General features: G+C 68.2%; 11 protein-coding genes and 1 pseudogene. 3 read left to right on the top strand and 9 right to left on the bottom strand.

All coding sequences use genetic code 11. From position 1 onward, the window contains the following. Nucleotides 1–71: 71 nt before the first annotated feature. The 5 genes from QM841_RS33855 to QM841_RS33835 all read right to left on the bottom strand — a co-directional run bounded on the left by QM841_RS33855 (nt 72) and on the right by QM841_RS33835 (nt 4,827). Nucleotides 72–1,229: a THUMP-like domain-containing protein gene (locus tag QM841_RS33855; RefSeq protein WP_283335269.1), complete on the bottom strand. Its 1,158-nt coding sequence runs from the start codon at nt 1,227–1,229 to the stop codon at nt 72–74. 1 nt (nt 1,230) lies between these two features. Next, nucleotides 1,231–2,202, bottom strand: coding sequence for a class I SAM-dependent methyltransferase (locus QM841_RS33850; RefSeq protein ID WP_105413082.1), 972 nt, complete (start codon nt 2,200–2,202; stop codon nt 1,231–1,233). 55 nt (nt 2,203–2,257) lie between these two features. Continuing rightward, the gene (locus QM841_RS33845) at nt 2,258–3,037 is read right to left on the bottom strand and encodes an enoyl-CoA hydratase/isomerase family protein (RefSeq protein ID WP_283335268.1); all 780 of its coding nucleotides are present in this window, start codon (nt 3,035–3,037) and stop codon (nt 2,258–2,260) included. 57 nt (nt 3,038–3,094) lie between these two features. Continuing rightward, a complete protein-coding gene (locus tag QM841_RS33840) occupies nt 3,095–3,937 on the bottom strand; it encodes an NUDIX hydrolase (protein ID WP_283335267.1) in 843 nt (280 codons plus the stop codon). A gap of 65 nt (nt 3,938–4,002) precedes the next feature. Beyond that, nucleotides 4,003–4,827, bottom strand: a complete 825-nt coding sequence (locus QM841_RS33835; protein ID WP_052033815.1) for an ABC transporter ATP-binding protein — start codon at nt 4,825–4,827, stop codon at nt 4,003–4,005. An 83-nt stretch (nt 4,828–4,910) separates the two neighbouring features. Here QM841_RS33835 and glgX point away from each other — a divergent pair. Then, nucleotides 4,911–6,878 (top strand): annotated as a pseudogene (glgX, locus tag QM841_RS33830) (glycogen debranching protein GlgX); the annotation flags it as partial. Between the two features lie 14 nt (nt 6,879–6,892). Here the strand turns inward: glgX and yczE are convergent. The 4 genes from yczE to ctaD form a co-directional block, all read right to left on the bottom strand. Continuing rightward, nucleotides 6,893–7,594 (bottom strand): membrane protein YczE, encoded by a 702-nt coding sequence (gene yczE, locus QM841_RS43560; RefSeq protein WP_283354675.1) that lies wholly within the window; start codon nt 7,592–7,594, stop codon nt 6,893–6,895. A 76-nt stretch (nt 7,595–7,670) separates the two neighbouring features. After that, nucleotides 7,671–8,450, bottom strand: coding sequence for an aminoacyl-tRNA hydrolase (locus tag QM841_RS33825; RefSeq protein WP_283335265.1), 780 nt, complete (start codon nt 8,448–8,450; stop codon nt 7,671–7,673). Beyond that, nucleotides 8,447–9,667: a phosphoserine phosphatase SerB gene (serB, locus tag QM841_RS33820; protein ID WP_105413087.1), complete on the bottom strand. Its 1,221-nt coding sequence runs from the start codon at nt 9,665–9,667 to the stop codon at nt 8,447–8,449. The genes QM841_RS33825 and serB overlap by 4 nt, the downstream gene beginning before the upstream one ends. Before the next feature lie 104 nt (nt 9,668–9,771). Further along, nucleotides 9,772–11,562 (bottom strand): aa3-type cytochrome oxidase subunit I, encoded by a 1,791-nt coding sequence (ctaD, locus tag QM841_RS33815; RefSeq protein ID WP_011598346.1) that lies wholly within the window; start codon nt 11,560–11,562, stop codon nt 9,772–9,774. A gap of 304 nt (nt 11,563–11,866) precedes the next feature. Here ctaD and QM841_RS33810 point away from each other — a divergent pair, with 304 nt between their 5' ends. Both QM841_RS33810 and QM841_RS33805 read left to right on the top strand, forming a co-directional pair. After that, complete coding sequence (locus tag QM841_RS33810; RefSeq protein ID WP_283335264.1) at nt 11,867–12,874, top strand: ABC transporter substrate-binding protein; 1,008 nt, start codon at nt 11,867–11,869, stop codon at nt 12,872–12,874. A gap of 35 nt (nt 12,875–12,909) precedes the next feature. Next, on the top strand, nt 12,910–13,977 hold the full coding sequence (locus QM841_RS33805; protein WP_283335263.1) for an iron-siderophore ABC transporter substrate-binding protein: 1,068 nt from the start codon (nt 12,910–12,912) through the stop codon (nt 13,975–13,977). The last annotated feature ends 8 nt before the right edge of the window (nt 13,978–13,985 follow it).

Raw genomic sequence — 13,985 nt, 5'->3', positions numbered from 1 at the left:
GTCGGGGCGCCGCGGCACGCGGAGACCCCGACCCGGAAATTTGAAACAGCCCCCCGGCGGTTGAGAAGTACTCACGAGCGCGAAGCGCAGATGAACGCGACGCCTGCGCGGCCGATCCGCGTGATCACCACACTGAGCGAACGAGTTCCGCGCAACTTCAACTTCGGACGCAGGACCGCGGGATCGACGTCGACGCCGCGCACGAGGATTTCCGCCACCCCGCAGTCGTGGCGCGCCAGGTCCTGCCGCAGCGACTTCTCCGAATACTTCACCTGCTCGAGAATGCGGAAGCCCCGCACACCGTCCGGAACCGAATCGCCGGTGAGATAGGCGATCCGGGGATCCAGCTGCCACAGTCCGTGCCGGGCCGCGTAGTGCCGCACCAGGCCGGCACGCACGACGGCCCCGTCGGGGTCGACGATCCATTCCCCCGGCGCGCGTTCGGGGATGTCGTCGTCCTCGGCGTCCGTCACCGTCCACGCGCTGCCGTCGGAGCCGAGGACGCTCGCCCGGCGGGTGATACCGGCTCCGGACAGTCCCGGCGACCACAGGCACGCCTCCCGCACGCCGCCGTCGAGCGACACCACCTCCACCTCGCCGTCCCAGCCGAGCCGGTCGAAATCAAGTCCGGGAGCGCATTTCACCGCGAGATCCCGTCCGCGGTACGCGTCGATCAGATCCGGCAGCGGCGGCTCCAGCGCGGCCGGGTCGTGTGTTCGCCTGCCGCCGGACCGTCGCGCCGGATCCGCGAGCACGACGGTGCCGCGGGTGCACGGGACGAGCGCATCGGCGCGGACGACGGCCGCCGCGGGAACGTTGTGCTGCGCCATCAGGAGCCGGACCGGGTCGAGGTCGCTGCCGATCACCGTCGCGGCCGTCCCGACCACCGCGTCCAGTTCGGCGCCGATGGAGCACGTGACGTCGTGGACGTCCCGGTCCTTCAGCCGGATCGCACGATGCGCGGCGACCGCACGCGGCGTCGCCTGTTGCAGAGCGTCGTCCGTGAAGAACCAGTTTTCGGTGCCGGGAAGTTTGGCGGCGGCCTTCCGCCGCAACAGCACGGTCTCCACCAGCAATGCGACGTGTGAGCCGAAACGCGTACGCGCCCGGCCGATGTCGGCCAGGCGCGTAGACGTGGTCAATGCGAAGCCGTCCACTTCCGCGAGAGCGGCTGCCCCGTCCGGGCTCTGCAGGAACTCCACGTCCCCGGGAGTGAACGCATAGCCCAATTCAGTTGCCGGGCTTCACGCCGGTGATCATGACGTTGTAGAAGAATCCCCGCGGCACCACGTGCCGGAGAACCTTCTCGTCGACCCAGCTGAGCGTTTTCCATCCGGTGAACGCGAAACGCCCCCAGCCCCAGCCCAGCTTCTCCGGGGGTACGGCGGCCTCGAACGTGCGGACGGGCCAGCCGAGCAGAGCGGCGGCGAATTCCTCGGTGGCCGCGTGAACCTGCTCGGCGCCTGCCGACTTCGCGATCTTCTCGAGGTCGCCCGGATCGAACGTGTGGAGGTCGACGACGGCCTCGAGCGCAGCCGCGCGGGAGGACTCGTCCAGTTCCGCCTGCGGGCGACGCCAGTCGGCGAGGAACGGCAACTTGGTGACCCGGGTGGTGACCTCCCACGTCGCGCGGCCCAGCCAGCGGGCGTAGAAGTTGCCGATCGTGGTCGGCTCACCGGCGAAGACGAAACGCCCGCCCGGCTTCAGGACGCGCAGAACCTCGCGCAGAGACTGCTCCACGTCCGGGATGTGATGCAGGACCGCATGTCCCACGACGAGGTCGAACGTGTCGTCCTCGTACGGGATGGTTTCGGCGTCGGCGACACGGCCGTCGACGGACAATCCCAGGCCCTCGGCGTTGCGGAGGGCGACCTTCACCATGCCGGGCGACAGGTCGGTGACCGAACCGGTCTTCGCGACTCCACCCTGCATCAGGTTGAGGAGGAAGAATCCGGTGCCGCAGCCCAGTTCGAGCGCCCGCTCGTAGGGCAGCGGCTGATCGCCCGCGACGGCGTCGAAACGTCCGCGCGCGTAGTCGATGCACCGCTCGTCGTACGAGATCGACCACTTCTCGTCGTACGTCTCGGCTTCCCAGTCGTGGTAGAGCACCTGGGCGAGCTTGGTGTCCTTCAGCGCAGCCTCTACCTCTTCGGCGGTGGCGTGCGGATGAGGAGCTGGGTCGTCATGGGCGCTTGCAGTCATGCGGCAAATCCTACTCGCTGGTAAGAGTGAACAGGTTCTAGTTTCGGGCTCCAGACTACTCGCCCGTGAACCGAGCCTTACCTGGGCCGTTCTCGATGAACGATTCCATCCCGATCGTGCGGTCCTGGGTGGCGAACAGCGAGGTGAACAGCTGACGCTCCACCGCGAGCCCTGTCGTGAGGTCGACGTCCAGCCCACGGTCGACGGCGGCCTTCGCCGCGGCGAGGGCGCGGCCCGCCCCCTTCGTGAACTGCGACGCCCACGTGCGGGCCGCCTCGTACACGTCGTCCGGCGCCACGACCTCGTCGACCAGCCCGATCGACAGGGCCTCCTCGGCGTCGACGAACCGGCCGGTGAACAGCAGATCCTTGGCCTTGGACGGTCCGATCAGCCGGGCGAGACGCTGGGTGCCGCCGCCGCCGGGAATGATGCCGAGCAGGATCTCCGGTACACCGAGCTTGGCATTGTCGCCCGCGATGCGCCGGTCCGCCGACAACGCGACCTCCAGGCCGCCGCCGAGCGCATACCCCGTGATGGCGGCGACGGTGGGCTTCGGGATCTCGGAGACCGCCGCGAGGTCGGACTGCAGGTCGCCGATCACGTCGGACATCTGCCCGAAGTTCATCTCGGACATTTCCTTCACGTCCGCGCCCGCAGCGAAGACCTTCTCGCCGCCGTAGACGATGACGGCCTTCACGTCGGCGTTGACGGTCGCCTCCCGCGCCGCTGCCCGCAACTCCTGCTGAACCTGACGGTTCAGGGCGTTCATCGGGGGGCGCGCGAGCCGGATCGTGCCGATGCCTTCGGATACCTCGAGAGTGACAAACTCAGCCATGGGGCAAAAGGCTACTTGTCTGCCTCCGACCCGGTTTCGCGGCCCGCCGCATCGCGATCAGTCGCGGGACGCCCACGGATGCGGACCGGCTTCGTAGTAGCCGTCCTGTCCCGGGAACTCCACGCGGAGTTGCTCCTCGTCCGTGATCAGCGTCGGCAGGATCACCGGGATCTCCGGCTCCGCGGCCAGCACCTCCGCGACCGAGCCGAACGCGCTGAGCGCCGTGAGCTGACTCCACGTCGGCGGCAGCAGGATGCTTCCGCCGCCCTGCCAGTGCTCGAGCGCCGCGGCCGGACTCTGCCACTGCACGTCCTCGGCCTCGGACGTCGCACCGTCCGCGATCTGGCCGTGCGGTGCGGCGGCGACGAAGAACCGCGTGTCGTAGCGGCGGCCCTCGCCGACCGGGGTGATCCAGTTGGCCCAGGGCCGCAGCAGATCGGCGCGCAGGACGAGGTTCTCGCGCTTCAGGAAGTCGCTGAACGACAGTTCGCGTTTCTCGAGTTGTGTGCGGGACTGCGCGTAACGGGACGTGTCCGCGACGACCGTGTCCGCGCTCGGTCCCGCGAGGAGCACGCCGCATTCCTCGAACGTCTCGCGCACCGCCGCGCACACGAGTGCCTTCGCGCGCGCGGCGTCGGTGGAGAACCGCTCGGCCCACCAGTCGACGGACGGTCCCGCCCAGTCGACCTCGGCGGCGGCGTCCGACGGGTCGACGCCGCCGCCGGGGAACACCGTCATGCCGCCGGCGAACGCCATCCCCTTCACCCGGCGGAGGAGGAACACCTCGATTCCGGGCGACGCGGCGTCTGCCGCGGCGTCACGGATGAGGATGACCGTGGACGCGTCCTTGGGTGCCACGTCGGTACTGTCGCGGGGCGCCTGCTCTTGCTTCGAGACCATGTCTCGGAACCTACGCCGCCGGGTGACGGGGGTCGCAGTCGGTCCCCCGGTGTGACGGCCGGTCCTCAGCCCCGCCGGTGCGCGCCGGGGACGCGGGTCCGCCGCGCGAAGAACCGGCCGTCGACCTTGTCCAGGCTGATGGACTGGCTGAACGCCTCGCTGAGGTTCTCTGCCGTGATGACCTGATCGAGGAGCCCCTGCGAGACCACCTCCCCCTCCTTGAGGAGCAGTGCATGAGTGAATCCCGGCGGGATCTCCTCGACGTGGTGGGTGATGAGGACCGTCGCGGGGGCGTCGGGGTCGGCGGCGAGGTCGGTGAGGCGCGCGACGAGTTCCTCGCGTCCACCGAGGTCGAGACCGGCGGCGGGCTCGTCGAGCAGCAGCAGTTCCGGGTCGGTCATCAGCGCACGGGCGATGAGGACGCGTTTGCGCTCACCCTCGGACAGGGTGCCGTACGTGCGCTTGGCGAGGTGCTCGGCGCCGAGGCTCTCGAGCATCTCGACGGCACGGTCGGTGTCCATGTCGTCGTAGCGCTCACGCCAGCGCCCGAGCACCGCGTAGCCGGCGGAGACGACGAGATCGGTCACAACCTCCTCGGACGGCACCCGGTTGGCGAGCGCCGAGGAGGACAGTCCGATTCGCGGTCGCAGTTCGTTGATGTCGACGCGGCCGAGCCTTTCACCGAGAAGGTAGGCGCTTCCGCTCGTGGGATGCAGTTCGGCGGCCGCGATCCGGAGCAACGACGTCTTGCCTGCCCCGTTCGGTCCGAGGACGACCCATCGTTCGTCGAGTTCCACCTTCCAGGTGACCGGGCCCACCAGAGTGTTGCCCCCGCGGCGGAGGAGAACGTCGTCGAATTCGATGAGGAGATCAGGATCAGGTTCATGCACGCACCCATCTTCCCGCACATCTTCCGGGCATTCACGGCAGGATCAGTTGCGTGTCGCCTCACATCGATTCGCACCCCGGCGAGATGTCGTCGCTCCCGCCGAGTCTGCGGCTGCCCGGATCACCGTTTCCCCTGGGAGCGAAAGTGCGTGGCACCGGAACGCAGTTCGCGGTTCACGCTCCCGACGCCGAACTGGTACAGGTGTGCCTGATTTCTGAGGATGGCGACGAGACGCGGATCGATCTGGTCCAGCGAACGTACGGCATCTGGCACGGCATCGTCGAGGGGGTCGGTGCGGGACAACGCTACGGCTACCGCGCGCACGGACGCTGGGACCCAGGACGCGGCGTGCGCCTCAATCCCGCCAAGCTGCTTCTGGATCCGTGGGCGACCCGCATCACGGGCAGACTCGGCGACCACGACGCACTCGTCTCCCACGACGGCGACCCGTTCGGCGGCCCGTCGCGCGTCGACAGCCTGGGCCACACACCGTTGTCGGTGGTCACGGCCGACCACGCCCGCACGAGCGGACCGCGGATCGAAAGGCCGTGGGAGGAAACCGTTGTCTACGAACTTCACGTGGGATCGTTCACCGCACGGCACCCCGACGTGCCGCCGCAGTACCGCGGAACGTATCTGGGTCTCGCCGAACCCGCCGTCGTCGGCCATCTCGTCCGCCTCGGCGTGACCGCGGTCGAACTGCTTCCCGTCCAGGCGTACGTCTCCGAGGGCACCGTGCGCGCGCGGGGCATGCGCAACCACTGGGGATACTCCACCGCGGCGTTCTTCGCCCCCCACCCGGGCTATGCGGTGGTGCCGGGTGAGGAGATCACCGAGTTCCACACGATGGTCGACGCGCTGCACGCCGCGGGGATCGAGGTCATCCTCGACGTGGTGTACAACCACACCTGCGAGCAGGGCGTCGACGGCATCAGCCTCAGCTGGCGCGGCCTCGACGCCCCCGGCTACTACCTCCTCGACTCCGACGGCCGCGACATCGATATCACCGGTTGCGGGAACACCGTCGATGCACAGTCGCCCATCGTCGTCCGGATGATCGGCGACAGCCTGCGCTACTGGGCGCACGAGATGGGGGTCGACGGATTCCGGTTCGACCTCGCGTCCGCTCTCGGCCGTCCCGGCGGCGGCCGATTCGATTCCCGCGCTTCGATCTTCTCCGCGATCACGGCGGATCCCGTTCTCTCCCGGTGCAAACTGATCGCCGAACCGTGGGATGCCACGTCGGACGGATACCGGGTCGGGCACTTCGGCGTCCAGTGGTCGGAATGGAACGACAAGTACCGCAATACCGTTCGACGGTTCTGGAACGGCGGCACCGGCGTGCGCGACCTCGCCTCCCGGGTGGCCGGTTCCGAGGACGTGTTCGGAAACCGGCGGCCGTGGGCGTCCGTCAATTTCGTGACCGCGCATGACGGGTTCACCGCCGCGGACCTCGTGTCGTACGTCCGCAAGCACAACGAGGCCAACGGCGAGGACAACCGGGACGGCGCCGATCACAACGACTCCGTCGACCACGGCGTCGAAGGCCCCACCGACGATCCGTCGATCATCGAGACGCGGTCCCGGCACGTCCGTGCGCTCCTGGCCACGCTCGCGCTGTCGACCGGCACGCCGATGTTCACGGCCGGCGACGAATTCGGTCACACCCTCGGCGGCAACAACAACGCGTACTGCGTCCCCGAGGACACCCCGCGTGAAGACTCCTGGCCGCTCGACTGGAGCTCCGGGGACACGACCCTCACCGCGTTCGTCACCCGCGCCCTCGACCTGCGACGCGCCTCCCCCGCCCTGCGCCAGCCGGAATTCTTCGAGGGCAGGCGCACACCCACCGGCCATCCCGACCTCGTGTGGTTCGGCGCCGACGGCGCGGAGATGGACGACCCCGCGTGGTACGACGACTCCAGGCGCACCCTCCAGGCGTGGATCGACGGATCCGACATCCGCTCCCACACCGAAGACGGGCACCAGCTCACCGACGACAGTTGGCTTCTCGTCTTCCACTCGGGCGGACCCACCGAGATCACGCTGGGCTGCCCCGAATGGTTCTACGGGACGGTGCTCGCCGAATTCGACTCGACATCGCCCGACGGCGCACCCGCGCCGGGCGGCCCGATCTCGGGAGACTCCACGATCGCACTGTCCGGTCCGACGCTGCTCGTCTTCCGTGCGGTCGGGTAGATGCCGCCGAAGCGCATCATCAGCTGGATGAGCGGGCCAATGCCCAGCGCGTAGACGACGGTGCCCACCCCGACGGTGCCGCCGAGCAACCAGCCGGTGGCCAGCACGGTCACCTCGATCGACGTGCGGATCACCCGCACCGACAGCCCGGTCCGCGCGACCAGACCGGTCATGAGACCGTCCCTCGGTCCGGGACCCATCCCCGCACCGATGTACAGCACGGTGGCGAGCGCGTTGAGGACCACGCCGCCGAGCATCACCACGATGCGCACGACAAGGGAGTCGGCGGGTTCGAGGAACGCGAGCGACGTGTCCACCGAGACGGCGATGACCACGACGTTGGCGATCGTGCCGAATCCCGGTTTCTGACGGATCGGGATCCACAGTGCGAGCACCACGACACCGGTCAGCGCGGTCACCGCACCGAAACTGAGTGGTGTGCGATCCGCGACCCCCTGATGGAACACATCCCAGGGGTCGAGGCCGAGGCCGGTGGTGATCATCATGGCCATCGAGAAGCCGTACAGCCACAGTCCGGCGAGCAATGCGATCAGGCGTCGAGCGAGCATGACCGTCAGTGTTCCGGGAAATCCTGCCGCATCCCATAGCCACGACACAGGCACTGGACCGACGATGCGTCGACGCTCAGGGGCAGGCGATCACGGTCATCGATCCGGGAGCCACCTCGGTGAAACCGGCGTCCCGCACCGCGACCGCCCTGCCCCGCACCACCTCGATGGTCAGCTCTTCCCACAGTCCGACGTCGGCATCCCGCACGGCGCAGCGGTAGCCGGTGGCCGCCCACGCGCGTGCCTGCTCGGTGGTCATCGCACCGGCGAGCAGCATCGACGCGTGACCCACCTGCGCCGCGGCCTTCCCCACCGTCATGTCCAGGGCGGAGTTGATCCACAGCACCGGAATCCCGTCCGGGATCTCCCCGGGGTCGTCGTGGTCGAGATCGGTGCCGCCGATCTGCAACTTCCGGATGCGGGGGTCGAGTGCGCCGACGGCGACGGGCACGAGTGCGCGCGCCTGGGCACCGTCGACGTCGACGGTGATTCCGTCGACCTCCTGCGCCGCACGCCACCCCGCTCCCCGCGCACGCCGCGACACCTTGCGGATCCGGGACCCGATCCAGGCGAGGTAATCCTCCTGCCACGGTCCGGGCGCGCCGGTCTCGTCGGGGCCGACGCGAGAGTCGAGGCACAACGCCACCGCCGCGGTCGCGGCAGCTTCGAGCAGGGCGCTACGCGGCGGGGGGTCGGCCTTGGGAATGTGCAGCACGATCGGCATGGCGAGAACCTGCGCCGGGTCGTCCGGATCCGGCCGGCCGCCGTATCCGGCCGCGAGGACGGCGTGACGCGCCGCCCACAGGGCGTCGTCACCGGTCTCCCCGGCAACCGCGTCGCGGCACGATTCCGTCACGACAGCGGGACTCGTCGCACCACGCCGTCCACCGCGTCGGCGGCCTCGACCTCGTCGCGGGTGACCCCGAGAATGAACAACACGGCGTCGAGGAAGGGGTGCGACAAAGCGGTGTCCGCGACCTCCCGCAGAGCGGGCTTGGCGTTGAACGCGATTCCCAGCCCTGCCGCGTTGAGCATGTCGATGTCGTTGGCGCCGTCGCCGACCGCCACCGTCTGTTCCATCGGGACGCCGACCTGTCCGGCGAACTTCCGCAGCGCGGTCGCCTTCGCGGCGCGGTCCACGATGTCGCCGATCACCCGGCCGGTGAGCTTGCCGTCCACGATCTCGAGTGTGTTGGCCTGCACGAAGTCCAGTTCCAGTTCGTGGGCCAGGCCCTCGATGACCTGCCGGAAACCTCCTGACACCACGCCGCAGTGGAAGCCGAGCCTGCGGAGCGTCCGGATGGTGGTGCGGGCGCCCGGTGTCAGTTCCAAGTTTTCCGCGACGTCGTCGATCACGGAGGCGTCGAGGCCGGCGAGGGTCGCGACCCGCTGATGCAGGGATTCGGTGAAGTCAATTTCGCCGCGCATCGCCGATTCGGTGACGGCGCGCACCTCGTCCTCGACGCCCGCGCGGGCGGCGAGCATCTCGATGACCTCGCCCTGGACGAGGGTCGAGTCGACGTCGAACACGATGAGCCGTTTGGCGCGACGAGCCAGTCCCCCGCGCTCGACGGCGATGTCGACGTTCTCGCGCACGGCCACTTCAGCCAGCACGGTGCGCAGACTCTTGTCCGCCTCCGCGGTTCCGGGAGCACTCACGAGCAGTTCGAGGCCCGTCACCGGGTAGTCGGCGACGCCGCGGATCGAGTCGATGTTGACCCCGAGGGTCGCCATCTCCCGCGCCACCGAACGCAGTGCGCGAGCCGACACCGGACTACCGAGCACGACCACGGCGTGGGTGGACAGCGACTGCCTGCCGGGATCGGCACCGATCTCGACGTCCACCGACATCCCGACGGTGGCCATCGCCTCTTCGAGTTCCTCCTGCAGCGCTTCCCCGTTCTCGGGGCAGGCCACCAGGACACCGAGGGTCAGTCGCCCACGAATCACCACCTGCTCCACGTCGAGAAGGCTCACGTCGTGGCGGGAGAGCGACCCGAAGAGCACCGAGGTGACGCCGGGTCGGTCGGGGCCCGTCACGGTCACCAGGACAGTGGTGTCAGCTGCACCCACCGATGTACTCCGATCATGTTGCTCGCGCGGCTTGTCCGGCACCCATTGTGCCAACTGAAAGGCCCCGCCCGGTGTGGGGGCGGGGCCTTTCCGAAACTGATGTGTCAGCGGCCGGTGTCGGTTCCGGGGTCGCCTTCGTCGCCGACGGTCAGCGGCTCGTGGCGTTCCTTCTCGAGCACGGTGCTGGCGTGCTTGCCACCGTGGCCCGGTCCGACGTGCGCCTCGGCCTTCATCCGCTCGACCATGTGCGGGTAGTGCAGCTCGAACGCGGGACGCTCGGAGCGGATGCGCGGCAGTTCGGTGAAGTTGTGCCGCGGCGGCGGGCAGCTGGTGGCCCACTCGAGGGAGTTGCCGTAACCCCACGGGTCGTCGACGGTCACGACCTCGCCGTACCGGTAGCTCTTGAAGACGTTCCAGATGAACGGCAGCGTCGAGGCACCCAGGACGAACGCGAAGATCGTCGAGAAGGTGTTCAGGAAGGTGAAGCCGTCCGAGGGCAGGTAGTCGGCGTAGCGACGCGGCATACCTTCGTTACCCAGCCAGTGCTGGACGAGGAACGTGCCGTGGAAGCCGATGAACGTGGTCCAGAAGTGCCACTTGCCGAGACGCTCGTCCATCATGCGTCCGGTCATCTTCGGGAACCAGAAGTAGATGCCGGCGTACGTGGCGAACACGACGGTGCCGAAGACCACGTAGTGGAAGTGGGCGACCACGAAGTAGGTGTCCGTGACGTGGAAGTCGAGCGGCGGGCTCGCGAGGATGACGCCGGACAGACCACCGAAGAGGAACGTGATCAGGAAGCCGATGGAGAACAGCATCGGCGACTCGAACGTCAACTGCCCCTTCCACATGGTTCCGATCCAGTTGAAGATCTTCACACCCGTAGGAACGGCGATCAGGAACGTCATGAACGAGAAGTACGGGAGCAGCACGGCGCCGGTGGCGTACATGTGGTGCGCCCACACCGCGATGGAGAGCGCGGCGATCGCCAGGGTCGCGTAGACCAGGCCGCTGTAACCGAACACGGGCTTACGGCTGAAGACCGGGAAGATCTCCGAGACGATGCCGAAGAACGGCAGCGCGATGATGTACACCTCGGGGTGACCGAAGAACCAGAACAGGTGCTGCCACAGCAGTACGCCGCCGGTGGCCGGGTCGAAGATGTGGCCACCGAGGTGACGGTCCACGAACAGGCCCATGAACGCAGCGGTCAGCAGCGGGAACGCCAGCAGAATCAGAATGCTGGTGATGAAGATGTTCCACGTGAAGATCGGCATGCGGAACATGGTCATGCCGGGTGCACGCAGGCAGATGACGGTGGTGATCATGTTGACACCACCGAGGATGGTGCCGAGGCCGGCGACCGCGAGGCCCATGACCCAGAGGTCGGCGCCGACGCCCGGGGAGTGCAGCGCACTCGTCAGGGGCGTGTAGGCGGTCCAGCCGAAGTCCGCGGCACCGCCGGGGGTGATGAAGCCTGCGGTCGTGATGATCGCGCCGAACACGTACAGCCAGTAGCTGAACGCGTTGAGTCGCGGGAACGCCACGTCGGGGGCACCGATCTGCAGCGGCAGGATGTAGTTGGCGAACCCGAACACGATCGGCGTCGCGTACAGCAGCAGCATGATCGTGCCGTGCATCGTGAACAGCTGGTTGAACTGCTCGTTCGACAAGAACTGCATACCGGGCACAGCGAGCTCGGCGCGCATCATCAGGGCCATGAGACCACCGATGAGGAAGAACGCGATCGAGGTCGTCAAGTACATGATTCCGAGCACCTTGGGGTCGGTGGTCGTAATCATTTTGAAGATGAACGAGCCCTTGGGTCCCTGCCGCGGCGGGTAAGGCCTGGCTGCAGCTATCGCGGGGACTGGCTGGGGCGCTACGGCAGTCACTGATCCTCCTGAATGCGCGTCCGTCCCCGGGCTGCGAGGCGAACGGTCTCTGGCTTGCGCTCATCGAATCGTAGACCGTGCCCTGAGCGGCCTCCGACTGGGTCCTACCCACTGTCGTACTTACCCGGACTCAGAGCAAATTGTGGCGGATGCGACCTGCGGTTTGTCGCGCCGGGGAGTGCTCACTGTCACGCGGTCCGGCGTGTCGCACGCGACCGGTCGTCGCGTGCGACACGAAGGCTCCGACACGCCGAAACCCCGGTGTTAAGGTTTCGCTCACCTAACTTTCGATCAGGAGCTTCATGTGAACGTTCTCTCCCGACGCCGGGTAGTCGCCGGCGCGGTCGCACTGGCCGCTGCAGCCACTTTCTCGATCACGTCCTGCTCCAGCAGCGACGACTCCGCCGCCGCGTCCGGCACCACGTCGTCGACCGGGCAGTTCCCCCGCACCGTCGACCACTTCCGCGGCAGCACCGAGATCCCGGCCGAACCGCAGCGCATCGTGGCACTCGACAACAGTTTCACCGACGCCGTCCTCCTCCTCGAGGCGCCACTCGTCGGATACGTCGACTACCGCGAACCCGGCCTGCCCGACTACCTCGGCTCCTCGCGGGACGAGTTCGCGGCCGAAGCCGAGTCGGTGGGCAAGGTCAGCACCGCGAGCCTCGAGCAGATCGCCGCGCTGCAACCCGACCTGATCATCTCCGCCGAGGTGCGCGACGGAAAGAACTACGAGCAACTGTCCGCGATCGCGCCGACCATCTTCACCGAGACGACCGGGCCCACCTGGAAGGACAACATCCGTCTCGTCGGCAAGGCACTGGGTAAGGAAGAACTCGCGGAGCAGAAGATCGGCGCCTACGAGGAGCGGGCCGCGGCCGTCGGCGCGGAGATCAATGACACGGCGTCGAATCCGGTGATCTCGGTCGTCCGGTTCGCGGGCGAGCCGACGGCACGCCTCTACCGCACCACCTCGTTCAGCGGGATCGTCCTCTCGGACGCCGGGCTCGCTCGTCCGCAGAGCCAGGGCCCCGATCCGGCCGACCCCGACAACATCATGCAAGCCATCAGCCCCGAGCTGATCAGCGAGGCGGAGGGCGACGCCATCTTCGTCAGCACCTGGCAGGACCCGGCCGGCAAGAGCGCCGATGCGGCGAAGCCGTTCCTGGAGAGCCCGCTGTGGCAGACGCTGAAGGGACGCAAGATCGACGTCGACGACGCCCGCTGGATGTCGCCGGTCAGCATCCAGGGCGCGCACCTCATCCTCGACGACCTGTCGGACACGTTCGGGGTGGACAAGCACAGCGGCTAACCTGAACGCGCCCGCACACACAGGAAGTCGCCGAATTGTCCCCTCGTAGGTTTTCCGCCCGCCGCGCGTCCACCGGTCTCGTCGCCGCCGTCGCTGTGCTCGCAGTCGCCGGCTGCTCTCAACCGTCCGACGACGATCCCGCAGCGTCCATCGTCCGGACCACCACGCAGATCGCCGGAGCCGGTGTGGTCGGCATCGAGCGGGACACCACGACCGCCTGCGCCGAGCCGGCCCCCGTCGACGCCGCACTCGCGGCCGGCTCGACGCACCGGGTGGTCCACACGAAGGGCGAGAGCGACGTTCCGACCGATCCGCAGCGGATCGTGGTGCTCGACAGCGCCGCACTGGACGCGGTGTGCGCACTCGGTCTGTGGAAGAACGTGGTCGGCGCGGCGACCGTCGACGGGGACTCACCTCAGCCCGGCTACCTCGGCACGGGCATCTCCGAGATCCCGGGCGTCGGATCCGTCGACGCCCCGGACGTGAACAAGATCGCGCAGGCGGACCCGGACCTGATCCTCGGATCGAGTCCGGCGTCCGACCAGCTGTACGGCGCGCTCTCCCCCATTGCGCCCACCGTGTTCGTCGGCTCCGACCCCGTGTACTGGAAAGCCCAGTTCCTCCTCGCCGGCAACGCCCTGGGCCGGGCCGATGCGGCGACGGCCGCGCTCGAGCAGTACCAGCAGGACGCCAGGCAACTCGGCGTCGACATCGACGCAGCGCAGACACAAGCGTCCGTCGTCCGCTTCGACGCCGACAGCATGGAGGTCGAGGGTCCGGCCACGTTCGCCGGCCAGGTCCTCACCGACGCCGGAGTGCGGCGGCCCGCCTATCAGAACCTCGACGGCGCAGTCACCGAACCGATCACCGAACCCGACATCGACCAGGCCGAGGGCGACCTCATCTACGCCGTCCTGGACGGCGAGGAGGGCACCGCGCACGCGGAGGACATCATGTCCGGTGAGGCATGGGAAGACCTCGAGGCGGCCTCCGACAAGCGGGTCTTCGCCGTGGAGGGTGACGTGTGGGGCGGAAACGGTGTCGTCGCCGCACGCGCGATGCTCACCGACCTGCGGAACACGCTGAACGGCTACGTCGGCTAGGAGGCCCG

It is taken from the genome of Rhodococcus sp. IEGM 1307, assembly GCF_030056915.1.
Classification (GTDB): Bacteria; Actinomycetota; Actinomycetes; order Mycobacteriales; family Mycobacteriaceae; genus Rhodococcus_F; species Rhodococcus_F opacus_D.
This window is presented reverse-complemented; position numbering and strand designations above follow the sequence as displayed.